At 65.1% G+C, this 21,255-nt stretch carries 25 protein-coding genes; 4 read left to right on the top strand and 21 right to left on the bottom strand.

The annotated features are described in order from the left end of the window. Positions 1–29 precede the first annotated feature (29 nt). From M3465_RS10730 to M3465_RS10815, 18 genes are all read right to left on the bottom strand, one after another. Positions 30–1,346: an NADH-quinone oxidoreductase subunit E gene (locus M3465_RS10730; protein ID WP_249501745.1), complete on the bottom strand. Its 1,317-nt coding sequence runs from the start codon at positions 1,344–1,346 to the stop codon at positions 30–32. Positions 1,347–1,354: 8 nt separating this feature from the next. After that, complete coding sequence (locus M3465_RS10735) at positions 1,355–1,666, bottom strand: hypothetical protein (RefSeq protein WP_249501746.1); 312 nt, start codon at positions 1,664–1,666, stop codon at positions 1,355–1,357. Further along, complete coding sequence (locus M3465_RS10740) at positions 1,663–1,950, bottom strand: hypothetical protein (protein ID WP_249501747.1); 288 nt, start codon at positions 1,948–1,950, stop codon at positions 1,663–1,665. The genes M3465_RS10735 and M3465_RS10740 overlap by 4 nt, the downstream gene beginning before the upstream one ends. Then, positions 1,947–3,176 carry an NADH-quinone oxidoreductase subunit D gene (locus M3465_RS10745; protein ID WP_249502003.1) on the bottom strand — a complete coding sequence of 410 codons (1,230 nt, stop codon included), beginning with the start codon at positions 3,174–3,176 and terminating at the stop codon, positions 1,947–1,949. The genes M3465_RS10740 and M3465_RS10745 overlap by 4 nt, the downstream gene beginning before the upstream one ends. Continuing rightward, positions 3,176–3,349 (bottom strand): hypothetical protein, encoded by a 174-nt coding sequence (locus M3465_RS10750; protein WP_249501748.1) that lies wholly within the window; start codon positions 3,347–3,349, stop codon positions 3,176–3,178. Before M3465_RS10750 ends, M3465_RS10745 begins: the two co-directional genes overlap by 1 nt. Further along, positions 3,349–3,978 carry an NADH-quinone oxidoreductase subunit C gene (locus tag M3465_RS10755; RefSeq protein WP_249501749.1) on the bottom strand — a complete coding sequence of 210 codons (630 nt, stop codon included), beginning with the start codon at positions 3,976–3,978 and terminating at the stop codon, positions 3,349–3,351. Before M3465_RS10755 ends, M3465_RS10750 begins: the two co-directional genes overlap by 1 nt. A 24-nt stretch (positions 3,979–4,002) precedes the next feature. Next, complete coding sequence (locus tag M3465_RS10760; protein WP_283255026.1) at positions 4,003–4,536, bottom strand: NuoB/complex I 20 kDa subunit family protein; 534 nt, start codon at positions 4,534–4,536, stop codon at positions 4,003–4,005. After that, complete coding sequence (locus M3465_RS10765; protein ID WP_249501750.1) at positions 4,527–4,892, bottom strand: NADH-quinone oxidoreductase subunit A; 366 nt, start codon at positions 4,890–4,892, stop codon at positions 4,527–4,529. The genes M3465_RS10760 and M3465_RS10765 overlap by 10 nt, the downstream gene beginning before the upstream one ends. Positions 4,893–5,131: 239 nt before the next feature. Continuing rightward, positions 5,132–5,503, bottom strand: coding sequence for a hypothetical protein (locus tag M3465_RS10770; RefSeq protein ID WP_249501751.1), 372 nt, complete (start codon positions 5,501–5,503; stop codon positions 5,132–5,134). After that, positions 5,500–6,276 carry a crotonase/enoyl-CoA hydratase family protein gene (locus tag M3465_RS10775; protein ID WP_249501752.1) on the bottom strand — a complete coding sequence of 259 codons (777 nt, stop codon included), beginning with the start codon at positions 6,274–6,276 and terminating at the stop codon, positions 5,500–5,502. The genes M3465_RS10770 and M3465_RS10775 overlap by 4 nt, the downstream gene beginning before the upstream one ends. A gap of 88 nt (positions 6,277–6,364) precedes the next feature. Then, complete coding sequence (locus tag M3465_RS10780) at positions 6,365–7,036, bottom strand: glutathione S-transferase family protein (RefSeq protein WP_249501753.1); 672 nt, start codon at positions 7,034–7,036, stop codon at positions 6,365–6,367. Further along, positions 7,033–8,973 carry an acetyl/propionyl/methylcrotonyl-CoA carboxylase subunit alpha gene (locus M3465_RS10785; RefSeq protein ID WP_249501754.1) on the bottom strand — a complete coding sequence of 647 codons (1,941 nt, stop codon included), beginning with the start codon at positions 8,971–8,973 and terminating at the stop codon, positions 7,033–7,035. The genes M3465_RS10780 and M3465_RS10785 overlap by 4 nt, the downstream gene beginning before the upstream one ends. A gap of 68 nt (positions 8,974–9,041) precedes the next feature. Further along, positions 9,042–10,643, bottom strand: coding sequence for a carboxyl transferase domain-containing protein (locus M3465_RS10790; RefSeq protein ID WP_249501755.1), 1,602 nt, complete (start codon positions 10,641–10,643; stop codon positions 9,042–9,044). Next, positions 10,640–11,134, bottom strand: coding sequence for a lysozyme inhibitor LprI family protein (locus tag M3465_RS10795; RefSeq protein ID WP_249501756.1), 495 nt, complete (start codon positions 11,132–11,134; stop codon positions 10,640–10,642). Before M3465_RS10795 ends, M3465_RS10790 begins: the two co-directional genes overlap by 4 nt. After that, positions 11,131–12,693 (bottom strand): AMP-binding protein, encoded by a 1,563-nt coding sequence (locus M3465_RS10800; protein WP_249501757.1) that lies wholly within the window; start codon positions 12,691–12,693, stop codon positions 11,131–11,133. The genes M3465_RS10795 and M3465_RS10800 overlap by 4 nt, the downstream gene beginning before the upstream one ends. After that, a complete protein-coding gene (locus M3465_RS10805; protein WP_249501758.1) occupies positions 12,690–12,986 on the bottom strand; it encodes a hypothetical protein in 297 nt (98 codons plus the stop codon). Before M3465_RS10805 ends, M3465_RS10800 begins: the two co-directional genes overlap by 4 nt. Next, positions 12,983–13,384: a DUF1622 domain-containing protein gene (locus tag M3465_RS10810; RefSeq protein ID WP_249501759.1), complete on the bottom strand. Its 402-nt coding sequence runs from the start codon at positions 13,382–13,384 to the stop codon at positions 12,983–12,985. Before M3465_RS10810 ends, M3465_RS10805 begins: the two co-directional genes overlap by 4 nt. 31 nt (positions 13,385–13,415) lie before the next feature. Beyond that, positions 13,416–14,579 carry an isovaleryl-CoA dehydrogenase gene (locus M3465_RS10815; protein ID WP_249501760.1) on the bottom strand — a complete coding sequence of 388 codons (1,164 nt, stop codon included), beginning with the start codon at positions 14,577–14,579 and terminating at the stop codon, positions 13,416–13,418. Between the two features lie 152 nt (positions 14,580–14,731). On the opposite strand from M3465_RS10815, the gene M3465_RS10820 reads away from it, so the two are divergent. Next, positions 14,732–15,178: a CreA family protein gene (locus M3465_RS10820; protein ID WP_249501761.1), complete on the top strand. Its 447-nt coding sequence runs from the start codon at positions 14,732–14,734 to the stop codon at positions 15,176–15,178. Positions 15,179–15,191: 13 nt separating this feature from the next. Here the strand turns inward: M3465_RS10820 and M3465_RS10825 are convergent, their stop codons facing one another. After that, a complete protein-coding gene (locus M3465_RS10825; protein WP_249501762.1) occupies positions 15,192–15,854 on the bottom strand; it encodes an HAD-IA family hydrolase in 663 nt (220 codons plus the stop codon). Positions 15,855–15,959: 105 nt separating this feature from the next. On the opposite strand from M3465_RS10825, the gene glmU reads away from it, so the two are divergent. After that, the gene (glmU, locus tag M3465_RS10830; RefSeq protein ID WP_249501763.1) at positions 15,960–17,309 is read left to right on the top strand and encodes a bifunctional UDP-N-acetylglucosamine diphosphorylase/glucosamine-1-phosphate N-acetyltransferase GlmU; all 1,350 of its coding nucleotides are present in this window, start codon (positions 15,960–15,962) and stop codon (positions 17,307–17,309) included. Positions 17,310–17,312: 3 nt separating this feature from the next. Beyond that, entirely contained in the window at positions 17,313–19,130 is a 1,818-nt protein-coding gene (gene glmS, locus M3465_RS10835) for a glutamine--fructose-6-phosphate transaminase (isomerizing) (protein ID WP_249501764.1), read from the top strand. 6 nt (positions 19,131–19,136) lie between these two features. Here the strand turns inward: glmS and M3465_RS10840 are convergent, their stop codons facing one another. After that, entirely contained in the window at positions 19,137–19,607 is a 471-nt protein-coding gene (locus M3465_RS10840; protein ID WP_249501765.1) for a hypothetical protein, read from the bottom strand. Positions 19,608–19,685: 78 nt separating this feature from the next. Between M3465_RS10840 and moaA the strand changes: the two genes are divergently transcribed. After that, a complete protein-coding gene (moaA, locus tag M3465_RS10845) occupies positions 19,686–20,690 on the top strand; it encodes a GTP 3',8-cyclase MoaA (RefSeq protein WP_249502005.1) in 1,005 nt (334 codons plus the stop codon). 69 nt (positions 20,691–20,759) lie between these two features. Here the strand turns inward: moaA and M3465_RS10850 are convergent, their stop codons facing one another. After that, positions 20,760–21,173: a SufE family protein gene (locus M3465_RS10850; protein WP_249501766.1), complete on the bottom strand. Its 414-nt coding sequence runs from the start codon at positions 21,171–21,173 to the stop codon at positions 20,760–20,762. Positions 21,174–21,255 lie beyond the last annotated feature (82 nt).

A 21,255-nucleotide genomic window follows, 5' to 3' on the forward strand; every position in this document is an offset into this window, starting at 1 on the left:
TGGCCTCTCCCGATTCCGTGTTACACGGATCACGTCTCGTAGACGTCACCCGTCTTGACACGGGAAGAAAACTCGGTCTCGCCGCCTGACGCAAGGGTCTTGGCCTGCTCGACCCAGTTGTCGCGCGACACGCGGCCCCTGAAACCCTGCAGGTTCTCATCGACCCAAGCGATTTCGGCCTCTGTCCAGCCGGCGATCTGGTCGAAATGATAAAAGCCCAGTTCGTGACAAAGCGCCTCCAGTTTTGGCCCGATCCCCTTGATCTGCTTGAGATCGTCCGGCGTTCCGCCGCGCGGCGCGTCCAGCGCTTCGGGCTTTTGCGCATCCGCAGACGCGGCTTCGGTGCCGGCGGTGCCGTGCGTATAGGTCTCATCGGCCGGAACGGTGGTGCGGTCCGCCTCGACATCGACCTCGGGATCGGTGTTCGGCTTGTTCCCGCTCGTATCGACCGGCGGCTTGCCCTTGGCCGCCACATCCGGAGCCTCGCCGGGCGCTTCGGAGTGCTTGTCCGACGCCTCGCCCACATCGCGCGGCGCGGGCGTGTCGCCTTCGAGCCGTCCGCCCTGCCGGCCATCGGGGCCATCGGGCGGCATCAGATCGTCCTTGCCGGGTTTCGGCGGCTCGGCCTGTTTCACGCCATCACCCAGCCAGGGCGTCAGCAGCGGAACTTCGGTCCCGTCGATCCGCTTGATCGTGTCTGCAAGATCGACGGCGAGTTGCACAGAGGCGTTATATTCATACTCGCCCGACTTGTAGTCCTCCAGGCTCGTCAGGCCCGATTTCGGCTCCGAAGCGAAGCGTCCGTTCTGCGGACCGGGCGTCGGCACCTCGCCGGCGCGAAGCGCGTCGATGATCTCGCCCATGCGCTCGGCCGTCAGATCCTCGTAGTAATCCTTGCCAATCTGCGCCATCGGCGCATTGGCACAGGCGCCGAGACACTCGACCTCTTCCCAGCTCAGCTTGCCATCCTCGGACAGCATATGCGGTTTCGGCGCGATCTTCTCCTTGCAGACGGAGACCAGATCCTCGGCCCCGCAGATCATGCAGGAGGTGGTGCCGCAAATCTGGATATTGGCCACGCTGCCAACGGGTTGCAGCTGATACATGAAGTAGAAGGACGCCACTTCGAGCGCCCGCATATAGGCCATCCCGAGCATATCCGCGACCGCCTCGATCGCCGGGCGGGTCAGCCAACCCTCCTGCTCCTGCGCGCGCCACAGAAGCGGAATGATCGCGCTGGCCTGGCGGCCTTCGGGGTATTTCGTGATCTGCGCTTCGGCCCAGGCCTGGTTGGCCGGGGTGAACGCAAAGCTGTCGGGTTGGTCAAGATGCAGGCGTCGTAACATATCAGATCCTATTGCGTCAGCACGCAGACTACAGGAATGTTGGGAAGGGTGCGGCTCTCGGGCGTGCCGCTCAATTCGGACAGAAGGACGGATTGGCGTTCGGCCTGATCTCCGGCGGTGTCGAGGATGAAGCACAGATAGATCTCGCGCCCCTTGCTCATGCCGAACAGCGTATTGCCCGACCCGCCGGTGCCAAAGGGGATGAACCCGTCGGCGGTCAGTTCGGAGACGAAGCGATACTCCGACTGGCCCACTTCGACGGCAGGAAGGACGCTCGCGGCGCAGGCCATCAGACCGGATATCGCGGCAGCGCGGATCATTCGGCAGCGCATGGCCCCGAGGTCAGGCGGAACCCGCCGCCTTCCAGCGCGACGGCATCCTCCGTCGCAACGCGATATTGCGCCGTTTCGATCACCTGCTCCCAGCTCAGGCCGGTTTGCAACTCGACCGGAAGATAATCGGATTCGCTGACCAGATCGCAGCCGATGGAAGCGACCGCCTCGTCGAAGCTCGCCAGTTCCTCCTGTCCGACACCCTCGGGGGGCATCGCGCAGGCGGCCAGCATGCAGAGCGCGCCGGCCGAAATGATGAAACGCGGCGTCATCGGTCGATCTCCCCGAACACGACATCCATCGTCCCGATGATCGCGGCGACATCGGCAAGCTGGTGCCCCGTCGCGACGTAATCCATCGCCTGCAGATGCAGATAGCCCGGTGCACGAAGCTTGGCGCGATAAGGCCGGTTGCTGCCATCGGCCACCATGTAAACGCCGAATTCGCCCTTGGGCGCCTCGACAGCGGCGTAAACCTCGCCCTCGGGAACGTGGAAACCCTCGGTATAAAGCTTGAAGTGATGGATCAACGCTTCCATCGAGGTTTTCATGTCACCGCGCGTTGGCGGAGTGATCTTGCCGCGCGCAAGGATATCGCCCTGCCCTTCGGGCGCGCGCAGCTTCTCGATCGCCTGCAACATGATCTTCACGCTCTCGCGCATCTCGGCCATGCGGACGAGATAGCGGTCGAAGCAATCGCCATGCTTGCCGACGGGGATCTTGAACTCGAACTCGTCGTAACACTCGTAAGGCTGCGCCCGGCGCAGATCCCAGGCAAGGCCCGAGCCGCGCACCATCACGCCGGAAAAGCCCCAGTCCAGAATGTCCTGCTCCGTCACCACGCCGATATCGGCATTGCGCTGCTTGAACACGCGGTTCTCGCTGAGCAATCCGTCAATATCGTCGATCACCGAGGGGAAATGCGCGCACCATTCCTCGATATCGTCGATCAGGTCGGGTGGCAGATCGGCATGCACCCCGCCGGGGCGGAAATAGGCCGCATGAAGCCGCGCGCCGCAGGCCCGCTCGTAGAAGACCATCAGCTTCTCGCGTTCCTCGAACCCCCAAAGCGGCGGCGTCAGCGCGCCGACATCCATCGCCTGCGTGGTGATGTTGAGCAGATGGCTCAGGATGCGTCCGATCTCGGAATAGAGCACCCGGATCAGCGACGCGCGGCGCGGCACTTCCACGCCGGTCAGCTTCTCGATCGCCAGGCACCAGGCATGTTCCTGGTTCATCGGCGCGACGTAATCGAGCCTGTCGAGATAGGGCAGGTTTTGCAGATAGGTCCGGCTTTCCATCAACTTCTCGGTGCCCCGGTGCAGCAAGCCGATATGCGGATCGCAACGCTCCACGATCTCGCCGTCAAGCTCCAGAACCAGCCGCAACACCCCATGCGCCGCAGGGTGCTGCGGGCCGAAATTGATGTTGAAGTTGCGAATCTTCTGTTCGCCCTGCAGCGCGTCCACGCTGCCATCGTCAAACTTGGAGCCGTCCATCATCGTCTCTCCAATTCCTGCAGTTTCGTGGCCATGACCCAAAGGAGGATCAGGGCACCAAAGGGGATGATCACGCCATACGCCCAGTTCTTGTTAACGCCGAAATGGGGCAGCAGCCTGAGCATCGGAATGATCGTCGCGATCGTGACCGCGACCCAGATCAAAAAGCCCATCAATCCTTGCCTTTCGACACATGACCGTCCGCTGCGGCTTTGTCGTCTCCCGGAAGCACGTATTCCGCGCCTTCCCAGGGCGACATGAAATCGAACTGCCGATATTCCTGAACGAGGCTGACCGGCTCATAGACGACGCGTTTCTTCTCTTCGTCGTAACGGACTTCGGTATAGCCCGTTGTCGGGAAATCCTTGCGCAGCGGATAGCCGCGGAAGCCATAATCGGTGAGGATGCGGCGCAGATCCGGGTGACCGGAAAAGAGGATGCCGAACATGTCGAACACCTCGCGCTCGAACCAGTTGGCGCTGGGATGCACCGAGGTGATCGAAGGCACCATCTCATCCTCGCGGATGGCCAGTTTCAGCCGGATCCGCTGGTTCTGATACATCGACAGGAAGTGATAGACGACGTCGAACCGCTTGGGCCGCTGGGGGTAATCCACCGCCGTGATGTCGATCAGCGACGAGAACTTGCAGGTCGGATCGGTTTTCAGGAAATCCACGAACCCCACGATATTCGACGGCGCGACAGATAGCGTCAACTCGTCCAGAGTGACCTCCCAGCCCAGAACGCAATCGGGCCGCTTCGTTTCGATATGTTCGCCAAGCTCTTGCAAGGTCTCGGTCATGTCGGTGTCCTCACTCGCGCCCGCTCAGCGCACTATCGTTCCGGTGCGGCGGATCTTCCGCTGCAGCGCCATGATGCCGTAAACCAGCGCTTCGGCGGTCGGCGGACAGCCCGGCACGTAGATATCCACCGGCACGATCCGGTCGCAGCCGCGCACCACGGAATAGCTGTAATGATAATACCCGCCGCCATTGGCGCAGCTGCCCATGGAAATCACATAGCGCGGCTCGGGCATCTGGTCATAGACCTTGCGCAGCGCGGGCGCCATCTTGTTCGTGAGCGTGCCTGCGACGATCATCAGATCGGACTGGCGCGGGGAGGCGCGCGGCGCGGTGCCGAAACGCTCCAGATCGTAGCGCGGCATGGAGCTTTGCATCATCTCCACGGCGCAGCAGGCCAGACCGAAGGTCATCCAGTGCAAGCTGCCGGTGCGCGCCCAGTTGACGATATCCTCCGTCGAGGTCAGCAGAAAACCCTTGTCCTGAAGCTCGGCGTTGAGCTTCTGGGTGGCGAATTCGCGGTCCGCTCCGGCGGTGTTGGCGCCTGTCATCACTCCCATTCCAGGGCTCCCTTCTTCCATTCATAGGCGAAGCCGATGGTCAGAACGCCAAGGAACACCATCATCGACCAGAACCCGGTCATGCTCATGTCCTGGAACGCGACCGCCCACGGAAAGAGGAACGCGATCTCCAGATCGAAGATGATGAACAGGATCGCCACGAGATAGAACCGCACGTCGAATTTCATCCGCGCATCGTCGAAGGCGTTGAAGCCGCATTCATAGGCCGAGACCTTTTCCGGGTCCGGCGCCCGCACGGCGAGGATCACCGCCGCCAGGATCAGGACGAGGCCGAGCCCGATGGCTATGACCAGAAACACCAGAATCGGCAGGTATTCGCGCAACATGTCTTCCAAGACGAGGCTCCTTTTCCTTCGCGCCCGGTGGCGCGCCGTCAAGTGGCGAGGTTGACTTCGCCGTGACTTACTCCCGCCGCACGGCGGGGTCAACCATTCGGCCCCCTGCCCGGCCCATGCCGAAGCGCGTTATTTCTAACAGCAATCGCGCCGCTTTTCGATCAGATCCCGTCGGCATGCGGCAATCGGTCAGGGCCATATGGGGCGACATAGCGCAAAGCCACGCCGCCGCCAGCGGATCAGGCCGTCATCACCGCCAGACACAGCGCCGCCAGAACCCAGGTGATCGGCGCCCAGACCGCCCGTTCGCGCCGCGACGGCGTGATGGTGTTGAGCAGCGCCGAGACAAGCTGCACGCCGCTGGCCAGCCATCCGGTCCAACGCGGCCATCCGAGCCCCGGAAACCCCGCCGCCGACAGGATCGCCAGCGCCATGAAGACAAGCACCGGGATCGACAGCGCCGCGATCAGTCGTCCACCGAGCGGCAAGACACCCTCATACCGGCCGCCTTGCGTATAGGCTCCGAGCGGCGCACCGGCGATCAGCGCGATCTGGAAGAACACGATGGCAAGACAGGCCGTGGCGTAGAAATGCGCAAGGTGAACCGTCACGCCCAGCCCGGCTTGCGCTTGCCGAAAAACGCGTTCACCCCCTCGCGAGCCTCCTCGCTCTGCCACCGCGCAGCGAGCGCGTCTATGGCCCGATCCACCTGCGCCTGCGTGACCGGACCGGTCAACTCGCGCATGAGCGCCTTGGCCTCGGCGACGGCACCTGGCGCGCAAGCGAGGTAAGGCGCAACCTCCGCCTCGATGGCGGCATCCAGATCGCCGGCCTCGACCGTACGGGCCAGCAGATTGAGCCGTACGGCTTCCTGCGCGTCAAAGACGCGCCCTGACATGAATATTTCGGACGCCCGCGTCCGCCCCATCCGCGCAAGCACATATGGCCCGATATTGGCCGGGATCAGCCCGAGCCTCACCTCGGTCAGCCCCAGCTTCGCCCCCTGCACGCCGATCGCCACGTCACAAACCGATACCAGCCCGACCCCGCCGCCCAGCGCATTGCCGTGAATCCGCCCGATCAGAGGCTGCGGCAACTCGTAAAGCGCGCCCAGCATGGTCGCGATGCGCCGGCTTTCCGCCTTGCGGGTTTCGGCACCCATCTCGAACTGCTCCCGCATCCAGGCCAGATCGCCGCCGGCGCAAAAGCTCTTGCCTTCCGCCGCCAGCACCACGACCCGCACCGACGCATCCCGCGCCAGATCGCGCGCCGCCGCCTCGATCTCGCCCATCATGCGCGCCGAAAGCGCATTGTGCTTCTCCGCCCGCGCCAGCCACAGCGTCGCCACCCCGCGCGCGTCGGTCTCGCATCTGATCAGGCTCATCCCTGCGCCCCCTGCACATGCGGCCCGGCCACGCACCCCGGGCACGCCCTGTCGCATCTTCTCTTCAAAAATACTCGAACACCCACGCTCACGCCGCCTCCCAGGCCGGGTAGAAGTCCCTCTCGTAGAGCCGCGCGCCGCCCGGCTCGGGCAGGGATTTGACGAACGCCTCCCGCTCGGTGATCCGCCCATACCACTCAGCCACGGCCGGATGCGCATCGAGCCGCTTGAAATGCCGCGCCATGTAAACCGCCTGCCCGACGCAAATATCGGCCGCCGAGAACCCGCTGGTTAAAAGGTAGTCGCGGTTCTCCACCGGGGTCGACAGCCGCGCCTCGATCGCGTCATAACACTTGCCCAGCCGCGCCGCTTCGAGCTTCATCACCACGGGGCTGCGCATCTCGTCCTCGTAAAGCGCGATATGCTGCTGCGTCAGCGCCGCGACATGCTGGCTGATCGTTTCGGCGAAATGCACCCAGACGAGCCAGGCCATCCGGTCGGGCTCGGTCGGCAACCGGCCCATATTCGCCTCGGGAAACCGCTCGCAGAGATAGATCGTGATCGCCCCGCTCTCGAACATCCGCTCGCCATCGATCTCGAGCGCCGGAACCCGCCCGGCGGGCGACAGGCTCAGGTAATCCGGCGCGCGCAGCGACCGGTCGAAGGCACGCACCACCACGTCGAACTCGAGCTCCAATTCGTGCAACAGCCAGAGGATCCGCATCGAACGCGTCTGCGGGCAGTGATGCAACCGGATCATGTCTCTTCCGCCTCCAGCCGAATGAGCGCCGCTCCCGCCGCGACCTGACCGCCGGGCTCGGCCAGCACTTCCGCCACGACACCGTCGCGCGCCGCGCGCAGCGCATGTTCCATCTTCATCGCCTCCAGAATGGCCAGCCTGTCGCCTTTTGCAACCCTGGCACCCGCCGCCACGAAAATCTCGCGCACCAGCCCCGGCATCGGCGCCTCGATCAGATCGCCGCCCGCCCCGGCCTCGCCCGCCTGCTCGAGCGGATCGATCCGCACCACCTCGAGCGGCACCGCCCCGAACAGCGTCACGCGCCCATCCTCGACATGCGCGGCCCGCGCGGCCTGCCCGTTGAACCGCCAGCCGCGCGATCCGAGCCGTGCCGCGACAACCTGGCCCGCGATCGCAACATCGACCCGCCCGGCGCCAAGGACGCAAAGCTCGGCCATCACCTTCTTGTCGCCGACGCACAGCGCGATCCGCTGGCTGAGCGGCTGCCAGAGCGTGAACCCGCTCAACCAGTCACGCGCATCCTGCAGCCCGGCGAGCATCACCGCCGCCTGTGCCAGCGCCGCCGGCTCCGTATCCTCGACCGCGATCAAAATCTCCAGATCGCGCCCGATCAACCCGGTATCGACCTCGCCGCGCGAAAACCCCTCATGCTGCGCCAGCGCGCCCAGAAAGGCAAGATTGGTCACGGTGCCGGCGACCTCGGTTTCCTCCAGCGCGCGCCGCAAACGCCTCAGCGCGACATCCCGGTCCGGCCCATGCACGATCACCTTGGCGATCATCGGATCGTAATGCGGTGAAACCTCGTCCCCGCTGCGCACCCCGGTATCGGCCCGCGCGCCTTCCGGAAACGCCAAGTGCGCCAGCCGCCCGGTGGCGGGCAAGAACCCCGCCGGCACATCCTCGGCATAAAGCCGCGCCTCGAAGGCATGCCCGCGTATCGACAAATCCTCTTGCGCGCAGGGCAACGGCTCACCCGCGGCGACGCGCAACTGCCATTCGACGAGATCGACACCGGTGATCGCCTCGGTCACGGGATGCTCGACCTGAAGACGCGTGTTCATCTCCATGAACCAGAACCCGTCCGGGCGCAGCCCGCCCGATCCGTCGACGATGAACTCCACCGTCCCGGCGCCCCGGTAGCCGATCGCCTCCGCGGCACGCACAGCCGCCTGTCCCATCGCCGCGCGCATCTCGGCGCTCATACCCGGGGCCGGCGCTTCCTCGATCACCTTCTGATGCCGCCGTTGCAGCGAACAATCCCGCTCGAAAAGATGCACGGCGCGCGTGCCATCGCCGAACACCTGCATCTCGATATGGCGCGGCGAGGTGATGAACTTCTCGATCAGCACATGGCCGTTGCCGAACGCGGCCAAAGCCTCCGATTGCGCCGCCTTCAAGGCATCGGCGAACTCTCCCGCATTCTCGACCAGCCGCATCCCCTTGCCGCCGCCGCCCGCCACGGCCTTGATCAAAACAGGATAGCCGATCTTCGCAGCCTCCGATGCCAACAGCCCGGGCGATTGATCGGAGCCCTGATAGCCCGGCACCACCGGCACACCCGCGCGTGCCATCACGTCCTTCGCCGCATCCTTCAGCCCCATCGCCCGGATCGCCGAGGCCGGCGGGCCGATGAAGACAAGCCCCGCCGCCTCGACCGCCTCGACGAAGTCCGGGTTCTCGGACAGGAACCCATATCCGGGATGGATCGCCTGCGCGCCCGTCGCCTGCGCGGCGGCGATGATCGCGTCGCCCCGCAGGTAGCTTTCGGCGGGCGACGCCCCGCCCAGCGACACCGCGACATCCGCCATCTCGACGTGCCGCGCCTGCGCGTCCACATCGGAATGCACCGCAACCGTGCGCACCCCCAACCGGCGGCAGGTCTCCATCACCCGGCAGGCAATTTCACCGCGATTGGCTATCAGGACCGTGTCAAACATAAAGCGCGCCCTTCCTTGCTTCTTTGGGCCTCAAATACCTCGGGGGGCTTGGGGGGCTGGCCCCCCAATCACATGCGGAACACACCGAACCGCGTCTCCCCAACAGGCGCATTGAGCGCCGCCTCCAGCGACAGCGACAGCACCGCACGCGACTTGCGCGGGTCGATGATGCCGTCATCCCAAAGCCGGGCGGCGGCGTAGAGCGGATGCGCCTGCTCCTCGAACATCTCGATCGTGGGCCGCTTGAACGCCGCTTCCTCCTCGTCCGACCAACTCTCCCCCCGCTTTTCCATCGCATCGCGCTTGACGGTCGCCAGCACGCCCGCCGCCTGTTCGCCGCCCATCACGGAAATCCGGCTGTTCGGCCAGGTCCAGAGAAATCGCGGCTGGTAGGCGCGGCCGGCCATGCCGTAATTGCCCGCCCCGAAAGAGCCGCCCACGAGCATGGTGATCTTGGGAACCGAGGTGCAGGCGACCGCCGTCACCATCTTGGCGCCGTGCCGCGCGATGCCTTCGTTCTCGTATTTCCGGCCCACCATGAAACCGGTGATGTTCTGCAAAAAGACCAACGGGATCTTGCGCTGCGAGCAAAGCTCCACGAAATGCGCGCCTTTCTGCGCGGCCTCGCTGAAGAGCACGCCGTTATTGGCGACGATCCCCACCGGCCAGCCATCGACATGCGCGAAGCCCGTCACCAGCGTCTCTCCGAAGCGCGGCTTGAACTCGTCGAAATAGGAGCCGTCCACAACCCGCGCAATCACCTCGCGGATGTCGTAGGGCGTGCGCAGATCGCCCGGAACGACACCGAGGATCTCGTCCGGGTCATAGGCCGGGTCTTCCGATGTCTGACGTATGCCGGGCGCGAATCCGGCGCCGAGCGAGCCGACCGCGCGCCGCGCGAGGGCCAGCGCATGCGCGTCATCCTCCGCCAGATAATCGGCGACACCCGACAGACGCGTGTGCACGTCGCCGCCGCCCAGATCCTCGGCCGTAACCACTTCGCCCGTCGCCGCCTTCACCAAGGGCGGGCCAGCGAGGAAGATCGTACCCTGTTCCTTCACGATGATCGTCACGTCCGACATGGCGGGCACATAGGCACCGCCTGCGGTGCAGGAGCCCATGACCACCGCGATCTGCGCGATGCCCTTCGCGCTCATCCGCGCCTGATTGTAGAAGATGCGCCCGAAATGGTCGCGGTCGGGAAAGACCTCGTCCTGATTGGGCAGGTTCGCGCCGCCGCTATCGACAAGGTAGATGCAGGGCAGATGGTTTTCCTCGGCGATCTCCTGCGCGCGCAGGTGCTTCTTGACCGTCATCGGATAATAGGTGCCGCCCTTCACGGTTGCGTCGTTGCACACCACCATGACCTGCCGCCCCATCACCCTTCCCACACCGGCGATCACGCCGGCGGCAGGGGCTGCATCGTCATACATGCCATGCGCCGCCGTTGCCCCGATCTCCAAGAAAGGCGATCCTAGATCGAGCAGGTTCGCCACACGCTCGCGCGGCAGCATCTTGCCGCGCGCCACATGACGCTCGCGCGCCCGTTCACCGCCGCCGGCAGCCGCCTGTTCCGCCGCCTCGCGCACGACGCGCAAGGCCTCTTCATGCGCGGCGCGGTTGGCCTTGAACGCCTCCGAGCACGGAACGGCTTGCGAGTGCAGCTTCATTGCATCCCCCCCGTCATGTCGCGCAATTCCAGCGCCCTCTGCGCGGTCATCGTCAGGTGGCAATTCGCAGCGACGATACTGCGCATCGTGCCGTCCTGCCAAAGCGCGTAGCGCGCGGCGCAATCGGCATCGCGAAAGGCGATCCAGGCGCGTTGCGCATCGCGCAGCGCGTCGGTTCGGTCCATCACCGGAGAGGCGCCTTGCGCATCCTGCATGGCGTTGAAATCCTGCGTCCGCCCGTATTGTTCGTTCAGGATCGCATCCCAATGCGCGGTTTCGGCCTGGATGCACTCCATCATCCCGATGGTGGTGGAGCCGCCGGGAAGCTGCTGGCACTGGCCGGAGGCCTGCCCGAGACAGGGCGGATAGACGCTTCCCGGCGGGGTGCTGGCGAAACAGCCGCGCACGATCTGCGGATCGGCCCCGAGATTTTGCGCGGCGGCCATGCCGGGAAACGCCAGAGCCGCGATCACGACCATTTTAATTCTCATTCTTCCACCTCCCGCGCCGCGCGCGCCTTGAGTTCCTTGCGGATCACCTTGCCGGTGACGGTCATCGGCAAATTTTCGACAAAGGCGATCTCGCGGGGATAGGAATGGCCCGCCAGCCGCGTTTTGACCCAGTCGCGCAACACGTCTTCGCTGGCCTGCGCGCCGGTCTTGAGCACGACATAGGCCTTCACGATCTCGGTGCGCAGCGCGCACGGCTTGCCGACCACGCCGCAGGTGGCGACGGCGGGATGGGTGAGCAGGCAATCCTCGATCTCGCCCGGCCCGATGCGGTAGCCCGACGAGGTGATGACATCGTCATCGCGCCCGACGAAGCGGATCGTCTCGCCGGTCTGAACGCCCCGGTCGCCGGTCAGCATCCAGTCGCCGCGAAACTTGGCCGCCGTCGCTTCGGGCTTGCGCCAGTATTCGAGAAACATCGCCGCCGATCCGCGCCGGATCGCGATATCGCCCTCACCGTCGCAAATCTGCCCGCCCGCGCCGATCACCGCCACCTGATGCCCCGGCACCGGGCGACCGATGGCACCGGGGACGGTGTCGAAGGATGCGCCGCAGGAAGACAGAACCATGTTGCACTCGGTCTGACCGTAGAATTCGTTGATCGTCACCCCGAACGCCTCCCGGCCCCAATCGAGCATCTCCGCACCCAGCGCCTCGCCGCCGCTGGCGACCGAGCGCAGCCCGCCGATCCGCGCGCCCCCGGCCTTCAGCATCCGCAGCGCGGTGGGCGGGAAGAACACGTTGCGCACGCCGCCCTCGTGGCAGATGCGGGCGCAGTCGGGCGCGCTGAACTTGGCCATGCGCGCCGCGACCACCGGCACACCGATCGCCAGCCCCGACATCAGCACGTTGAAAAGCCCCCCGATCCAGGCCCAATCGGCTGGCGTCCAGATCACATCGCCCGGCTGGCCGAGGAAATCATGGCTCATTTCCACGCCCGGAAAATGGCCGGTCAACACGCGATGCCCGTGCAGCACGCCCTTGGGGGCGCCCGTCGTGCCGCTGGTATAGGACAGCAGCGCGGCATCCTCCGGCCCGGTCTCGACCATCGCGCGGGTGCCGCCCGATGCGCCCAGATCGCTGCGCGTGATGCAGGCGACGCCCAGACCGGCAAGCTGCGCCACCCCTTCGAGATCGGTCACGACGACGCCAAGCCCGGCATCCTCGATCCGGCTGCGCAGCGCGTCCGTCTGGAACAGCTTGAACAGCGGCACCGAGATCGCGCCCAGCCGCCATGCCGCGATATGGGCGGCGGCGCAAAGCGGCGATTGCGAGAGCAGCACGCCCACCCGGTCGCCCTTCATCACGCCGCGTTCGATCAGCGCCGCCTCGACCTGCCGCGAGCGATACCACAGATCGCCATAGGTGATCCGCCGCGCCCGCTCCGGCGTGACCTCGATGATCGCCGTGCGGTCCGGTTCGGTCGCGGCCCAGCCGTCGCAGACCTGATGCGCCATGTTGAGCGATGCGGGCAGATCCCAGTCGAACCCCTTGCGCAACGCGTCATAGGGCGCCGGTCGTAACATGGTGCGGTATGTCATATCGCCGGCCTTTCGCGCACGGGTTCGGTGGAGATCACGCCGCCGAAGCGATTGACGTGATAGGACAGCGCGCCGCAGCGCACGGTGATCCACGCGCCGCGCACCTGCCCCGGCAATCCCGTGCAATCGCTCTGGCGTGCGCCTCCATCCTCCGTGACATAGCGGCGCGACATGGTGTCGATCACATCGCTTTCCGTGAGCGTGGCGGCGATCCAGCCATAGCGAAAGGCCAAGAGCGCACCCAGAACGGTCGCCAGAGCCAGTGGGAGGAACCAGATCCAATGTGCCGTCATTCCCGCTCCACCTCATGCTTGAGCTGTTCGAGTTCGCGATCGAGAAAGTAGGAGGTGATAGAACGGATCACCACCAGAAGCAGCAGGAAGATCAGATCGAGAAACGCAAGGCTGAGCGCGGTGTGGACGACATCCGACACGATGAAGAGCTCCAGCCCGGCGAGGATATAGCGCCCCAGCTCGATCCGCTCGCGGTTCATGCCGCGCACCCTTTCGACGCTCTCGCGCCTGATCTCGGAGCGCGCCACACCGATGATGAACCGCAATGCGCCGATCAGAAGCAGCGCGATGGCAAAGAGATCGACCACCGCCGCCGCCCATTCGAGCCCGTGCACGAGCGCCCCGAATTCGGAATGAAGGATCGTCTCCTCAGTCGCGCTGTTCAGCAGGCTTTCCACCCTCGGTCCCTCCGGTGCCGCTCAGGCGCTCTTAGCCCATCGCCGCCATCATCTCGCGGCCCACAAGCATGCGCCGGATCTCGGACGTGCCCGCGCCGATCTCCATCAGCTTGGCATCGCGGAACAGCCGCGCGACCGGCGCGTCGGCCAGAAAGCCCGCGCCGCCCATCGCCTGCACCGCCTGATGCGCCTGAACCATCGCCTGTTCGCTGGCGTAAAGGCAACAGGCGGCGGCGTCCTGCCGGGTCACATCGCCCCGGTCGCAGGCCTTGGCGACCTCGTAGACATAGGCGCGGGCGGAATTCATCGCGGTATACATATCGGCCATCTTGCCCTGCATCAGCTGGAAGCTGCCGATCGGCTGACCGAACTGTCGGCGCTCGGCCATGTAGGGCATGATCTCGTCAAGACAGGCGGCCATGATGCCCAGCCCGATCCCGGCCAGCACAACGCGTTCGTAGTCGAGACCGGACATCAGAACACGCACGCCCTTGCCCTCTTCACCGAGGATGTTGTCGAACGGCACCTCCACCCCGTCGAAGATCAACTCGGCGGTGTTCGAGCCGCGCATGCCCAGCTTGTCGAAATGCGGGCTTGTGCTGAAGCCCTCCATGTCCTTTTCGATCAGAAAGGCCGTGATGCCCTTGCTGCCCGCGTCCGGGTCGGTCTTGGCGTAAACCACCAGAGTGTCGGCGTCCGGCCCGTTGGTGATCCAGTATTTGTTGCCGCTCAGCCGGTAATGGTCGTTGCGCTTTTCCGCGCGCAGCTTCATCGACACGACGTCCGATCCCGACCCCGGCTCGGACATCGCCAGCGCGCCGACATGCTCGCCCGAAATCAGGCCCGGCAGGTATTTGCGCTTCTGCGCGTCGGTGCCGTTCAGCTTGATCTGGTTGACGCATAGATTGCTATGAGCGCCATAGGACAGCGACACAGAGGCGGACGCCCTTGCGATCTCCTCAATGGCGACGGTATGGGCAAGGTAGCTCATCCCCGCGCCGCCGTAATCCTCATCCACGGTAATGCCGAGCAGGCCCAGCTCGCCCATCTCGGTCCAGAGCTCGGGCGGGAATTCATTGCTCGTGTCGATCTCATGCGCCATCGGCTTGACGCGCTCCTGCGCCCAGCGGTGCACCATCTCGCGCAGCGCGTTCACATCCTCGCCCAGATCGAATTGCATGGCAGCGGTGAACATCGGCTTCTCCCCAGAGCTAATGAGTCCGTTCGAATTTATTGAACGCTTGTTCAAATCGTAACGGCAACCCTTCGCGCCGGTCAAGCGTTGTCAGCCCGGCGTCACGATGAAACACTCGCGACAGGACACAAATCAACCGAAAAGGAATTGCCATGCGCATCGCCCTTGCCGCCGCCCTGATCGGCCTCGCCGCCCCGACCTTCGCCGAAGAGATCGGCGAGGTCGGCGTCGATTGGGTCGGCAATGACATCATCATCGAAGCGGTCTCGGACCCGGAGGTCGAGGGCGTGACCTGCCACATCGCCTATTTCGAGCGCGGCCTGTTCGACCGGCTCAGCAAGGGCAACTGGTTCGAGGACCCCTCCAACGCCTCCATCGCCTGCCGCCAGACCGGCCCGATCACCATCGGCGACATCGACCGGGACGAGGATGGCGAGGACGTGTTCAAGACCTCGCGCTCGATCATCCTGAAATCGCTCCGGGTAAAACGGATCTTCGATGAGAAAAACCAGACGCTCGTTTACCTCGCCCATGCGGCGGAACTGACGGACGGCTCGGCGAAACTGGCGATCTCGACCGTGCCGCTTTATCAGCCGTAAGGGGGCTTTGCCGTCATTTGAGCAACCGTTCCGCCAGCGGCGGCAGGTCGTCGTAGTGATCGAGGATCGCATCCGGCTCCAGCGCGGCCATGTCGCCGCCCGACGGGCCGAACCCCACCAGCACGCAAGGCACGTTCGCGGCGCGGGCCGTGTCGCGGTCGGTGACGGTATCACCGATCAGGCAGCTTCGGCTCACAGCCCCCCCGGCCAGTTCGACGGCGCGCAGATAGGGCGCCGCATCGGGTTTGCGTGTCGGCAGGGTATCCGCGCCGATCAGAGAGCCGAAGGCGCTCCTTACGCCGAGCCGCATCATCAGCGTCTGCGCCAGCGCCTCTGGCTTGTTGGTGCAGATGCCGACGCGGATATCGGCCCGGCGCAGCGCCTCGACCGCGTCCATCGCTCCGGGATAGAGGACCGTATGCACATCGAGCGCCTCGCCATAGGCGCCGAGCAGTTCGGGATACCATTCATCGACCAGCGCCTCGTCGCGCCGGCCCTCGCGCTCCAGTCCGAGCGTCAGCATCGCCCGCCCGCCCTTGAGCGCCGTGCCGGCATCGCGCGCCGGATCGAGCCGCGCGGCAAACCCCATACGCTCGAAGCAATGGTTCGCCGCCGCGATCAGATCGCCGCTGGTATCAGCGAGCGTGCCGTCGAGGTCGAATATCACCGTTTTCACTGCGTCCCTCCTGTCACAACCCGCAATCTTGTGTGAACGTAGTCGGCTTGCGGCACCCGGCCAGAGCGATAAAAGGGCCGTGCGGAAAACACAAAGAGAAACGTGATGAGCCTTGCCCTGATCGTCCTTGCCGCCGGCAAGGGCACGCGGATGGAATCGGACCTGCCCAAAGTGCTGCACAAGATCGGCGGTGCGCCGCTGCTGCATCACGCGATGCTGCCCGCCTCCGCGCTGGAGCCGGAACGCATCGTGGTCGTGACGGGGCATGGCGCCCAGGCGGTGGAGACCGCCGCACGGATCTTCGACGAGAGCGCCATGTGCGTGCGGCAGACCGAGCAGCTCGGCACCGCCCATGCGGTCGCGCAGGCGCGCGGGGCGCTGGACGGGCTTGAGGGCGATGCGATCGTGCTTTACGGCGACACGCCCTTCATCACCACCGAAACGCTGGAGGCGATGCGCGAGGCGCGGCGCGCGCATGATGTGGTCGTGCTGGGCTTCGAGGCGCGCGATCCGGGGCGCTACGGTCGGTTGGTGATGCAGGGCGATACGCTTGAACGGATCGTCGAATACAAGGATGCAACGGATGAGGAACGCGGCATAACGCTCTGCAACTCCGGCGTTATCTGTGCGGATTGCGGCGCGCTTTTCGACCTGATCGATGCGGTGGGCAACGACAACGCATCGGGCGAATACTACCTCACCGACATCATCGCCATCGCCCGCGCGCGCGGACTGTCGGCCACCGCCGTCACCTGCGACGAGGCCGAAACGCTGGGCATCAATTCGCGCGCCGAACTGGCCGCTGCCGAGGCAGCTTTCCAGACCCGCGCGCGGCAAACGCTGATCGAGACCGGCGTGCAGATGCAGGCGCCCGATACGGTGTTCCTCTCCTTCGACACCACCATCGGCCGCGACGCGGAAATCGAGCCGAATGTCGTCTTCGCCCCAGGCGTCACGGTCGAATCCGGCGCGCGGATTCGCGCCTTCAGCCATCTCGAAGGCGCTCATGTCAGCCGCGGCGCGACCGTCGGCCCCTATGCCCGCCTGCGCCCCGGCGCGGAACTCGCAGAGGATGTGCATGTCGGCAATTTCGTCGAGATCAAGAACGCCGCGCTGGATGAGGGCGCCAAGGTCAACCACCTGAGCTATATCGGCGATGCCGATGTCGGCGCGAACAGCAATATCGGCGCGGGCACCATCACCTGCAATTATGACGGCGTGATGAAGCACCGAACGACAATCGGGCGTGACGTGTTCATCGGCTCGAACACGATGCTGGTCGCGCCCGTCACCGTGGGCGATGAGGCGATGACCGCAACGTCAACGACCGTCACGCGCGACGTGCCCGAAGGCGCGATGGCGATTGCGCGGTGCGAGCAGACGAACAAACCCGGCTTCGTGCGCAAGTTCTTTGCCATGCTTCGCGCGAAGAAGGCCGGTCAAGCGAAAGGATAAGCCATGTGCGGGATCGTCGGCGTTCTGGGGAAACACGAAGCCGCCCCGCTTCTGGTCGAGGCGCTGAAACGGCTCGAATATCGCGGCTATGACAGCGCCGGGATCGCGACGGTCAATGACGGCCATCTGGATCGCCGCCGCGCGGTCGGCAAGTTGGTGAACCTGTCGGACCTGCTCGTGCATGACCCGCTGCCCGGAAAGGCCGGGATCGGGCATACCCGCTGGGCCACGCATGGCGCGCCCAACACCGAAAACGCGCATCCGCACCGTTCCGGTCCGGTCGCCGTCGTTCACAATGGAATCATCGAGAATTTCAAGGAGTTGCGCAGCGAACTTGCCGCGCATGGGATCGCACCCCAAACCGACACCGATACCGAAACCATCGCGCTTTTGACGCATCACCTGATCGCGCAGGGCATGTCCCACGTCGATGCCGCGCGCGCCTGCCTTGCAAGGCTCGAAGGCGCCTTCGCGCTGGCTTTCCTCTTCGACGGTCAGGACGATCTGATCGTCGCCGCGCGCCGAGGCAGTCCGCTGGCCATCGGGCATGGCGACGGGGAGATGTTCGTCGGCTCCGATGCCATAGCGCTCGCACCCCTGACCGATACGATCACCTATCTGGAGGAAGGCGATTGCGCGGTCGTCACCCGGGCGACGCTCGACATTTTCGACGCGTCCGGCGCGCCCGTATCGCGCTCGAAAACCCGGATCGACACCACCGCAGCGCGCGTGGACAAGGCCGGGCACAAGCATTTCATGGCCAAGGAAATCGCCGAACAACCGACGGTTCTGGCCGATGCGCTGCGCGCCTATCTGAATGGCGACAGGATCGTGATGCCGGACGCCCTGCCCGATTTCGGCAAGATCGACCGGCTGGTGATGGTCGCTTGCGGAACCGCCTATTACGCCTGCCTGACGGCGAAATACTGGTTCGAGCAAATCGCCCGCCTGCCCGTCGAGGTCGATATCGCGTCCGAATTCCGCTACCGCGAGCCGCCCGTCACCGGGGGCACGGTGGCGATCTTCGTCAGCCAGTCGGGCGAGACAGCGGACACGCTCGCGGCGCTGCGCTATTGCACCGGCAAGGCGAGGAGCATCCTTTCGGTCGTCAATGTCGCCGAAAGCTCCATCGCGCGCGAGAGCGATGTGGCGCTGCCGATCCATGCCGGGGTCGAGGTCGGTGTGGCTTCGACCAAAGCCTTCACATGTCAGCTCAACACGTTGTTCCTGCTGGCTATGCACGCTGCGGAAGCGCGCGGCTGCATCACCGGGGCGGATCGCGGCGCGACGCTCGATCTGCTGCGCGCGCTGCCCGGCGTGTTCAATGCCGCGCTCGACCGCGAGCCGATTTTCGCCGAGGCCGCGCGCCAGATCGCGGAGGCGCGCGATGTGCTGTTCCTGGGGCGCGGGCTGATGTATCCTCTGGCGCTTGAAGGTGCGCTGAAACTCAAGGAAATCAGCTATATCCACGCCGAGGCTTATGCAGCAGGCGAATTGAAGCACGGCCCCATCGCGCTGATCGACAAGTCGGTTCCGGTGGTGGTCATGGCCCCGCATGACGCGCTGTTCGACAAGACGGTGTCGAACATGCACGAGGTCATGGCACGCGGCGGCAGGGTCTGTCTGATCACCGATGCCGCGGGCGCGGCGGAGGCCGGGGCGGACGCCTGGCAAACGCTCGTTCTGCCCGAATTGCATCCCTGGCTCACCCCACTGCTCTACGCGCTGCCGGCGCAGCTTCTGGCCTATCACGCCGCCATCGCGAAGGGCACGGATGTGGATCAGCCGCGCAACCTCGCGAAATCGGTCACGGTGGAATGATCCGGCCTAGCCGCCGGAAAATACCTGCACCTCGGCCAGATCGGTGAGCGGCACCTCCAGAAGACGCATCGCGGCTAGCGACAGGCGGCTGCCTGCGGTTTTCGGACCGTCGATGGGGATGAGATCGACCTGCGACGATTTCCCCGTCTTGGGCGAGACCACCCGCCCGGTTCCCGGATCCGAGACAAGCGGCGTTTCGATCCAGAAGCCCGGCCGTGCGGGATCGCCCAGAGAGGCGGTCGTCGTGCCGAGCGATGCGCCGCCGGCGCTCGCAGGTTGCGCGGCGGCGGCGCGCTCCTGCTCGGTCGTGGTGTCGAATTGCTCGGCCGTGCGCGCCGATGCAGGCGGCCGGCGTTCCGCCGCCGGGCGCGATTGCGGGCGCGTGGCCGCGTCGACCGGCGCCTCAGGCTCGGGTGCGAGCTGCGCGCAGCCGGTGAGGATCACCGCAACCCCCAGAATTCCAATCCTATTTCGCATGGTCCCTCCCGCTCGGTTTCGTTGCCTATCGCGCCGCCATACTTGCCCAGCCCGGCCCGAATGACTAGTCTCATGCGCATGACACCGCTTATCGATCCCTTCCAGCGCGCGATCACCTATCTGCGCGTCTCCGTCACCGATCGCTGCGATTTCCGCTGCGTCTATTGCATGTCCGAAAACATGACCTTCCTGCCGAAGAAAGAGCTTCTGACGCTGGAGGAGCTCGACCGGCTTTGCTCGACCTTCGTGCGGTTGGGTGTGGAGAAACTGCGCATCACGGGCGGGGAGCCTTTGGTGCGGCGCGATATCATGACATTCTTCCGCGCCATGTCTCGCCATCTGGAGTCCGGCGATCTCAAGGAATTGACGCTCACGACGAACGGCTCGCAACTCGCCCGTTTCGCGGATGATCTTTACGCCGCTGGCGTGCGGCGGGTGAATGTCTCGCTCGACACGCTGAACGAGGCGAAATTCGCGGATGTGACGCGCTGGGGGCGCTTGCCGCAGGTCTTGCGGGGCATCGACGCGGCGCAGCGGGCGGGGCTTCGGGTCAAGATCAACACGGTCGCGCTCAAGGGGTTCAACGAGGACGAGCTGTTCACCCTCACCGAATGGTGCGCGGCACGCGACATGGATCTGACCTTCATCGAAGTCATGCCGATGGGCGATATCGGCAATGAGGACCGGCTGGGCCAATACTGGAAACTGAGCGATCTGCGCGATGAGTTACGGCAGCGATATACGCTCACCGATCTGCCCGAACGCACCGGGGGGCCGGCGCGCTATGTGCGGATCGAGGAAACGGGTCAGAAGATCGGCTTCATCACGCCGCTGACCCATAATTTCTGCGAAAGCTGCAACAGGGTGCGGCTGACCTGCACGGGCGAGCTTTTCATGTGCCTGGGCCAGGAGGACAATGCCGATCTGCGCGCGGCGCTTCGCAACCATCCGGGCAGCGATGCGCCGCTCGAAGAGGCGATCCGGGCCGCGATCGCGCTGAAGCCGAAAGGGCATGATTTCGACTATTCGCGGCAAAGCGTCGATGGGCGTGTCTCGCGCCACATGAGCCACACCGGCGGCTGACCTCTTGCCAGCGAGGGGCCAGCCCCTCGCGCTCCCCGAGATATTTTTGAAACAGAGAAGGGACGCGGCTCAGGCTGCGTTCTCGCGCGCGAAGCTGTTGAGACGTTCGATCATCGCGCGCAGGCCGTTGGAGCGCTGCGCCGAGAGATGTTCATTGAGGCCGAGCCGCGCCAGTTCGGCGCGCGCATCGGTGGCGATGACATCCGGGACGGGCTGGCCGTCATAGAGCTTGCGCAGCACCGCGATCAGCCCGTTGACGATCATCGCGTCCGACTCGCCCTCGAAATGCAGCGCGCCCTCTTCGACCCTCGGGTGCAGCCAGACCTGACTGGCGCAGCCTTCGACCTTGGTCGCCGGCACTTTCAGCGCCTCGGGCAGCGGATCCATCGCCTTGCCGAGTTCGATCACCATGCGATAGCGATCTTCCCAATCGTCGAGAAATTCGAAATCCTCCACGATCTCTTCGAAAGCTGGGCTGGCCATGACACTCTCCGGTTTATTTCGCCGTTCGGGCGAGACGTAGTGAGCCGCGGCGCAAAGGTCCAGAGCGGGCAAGGCGCTTTTC

This window comes from Marivita sp. GX14005, assembly GCF_023370775.1.
In the GTDB taxonomy this organism is placed as follows: domain Bacteria; phylum Pseudomonadota; class Alphaproteobacteria; order Rhodobacterales; family Rhodobacteraceae; genus Marivita.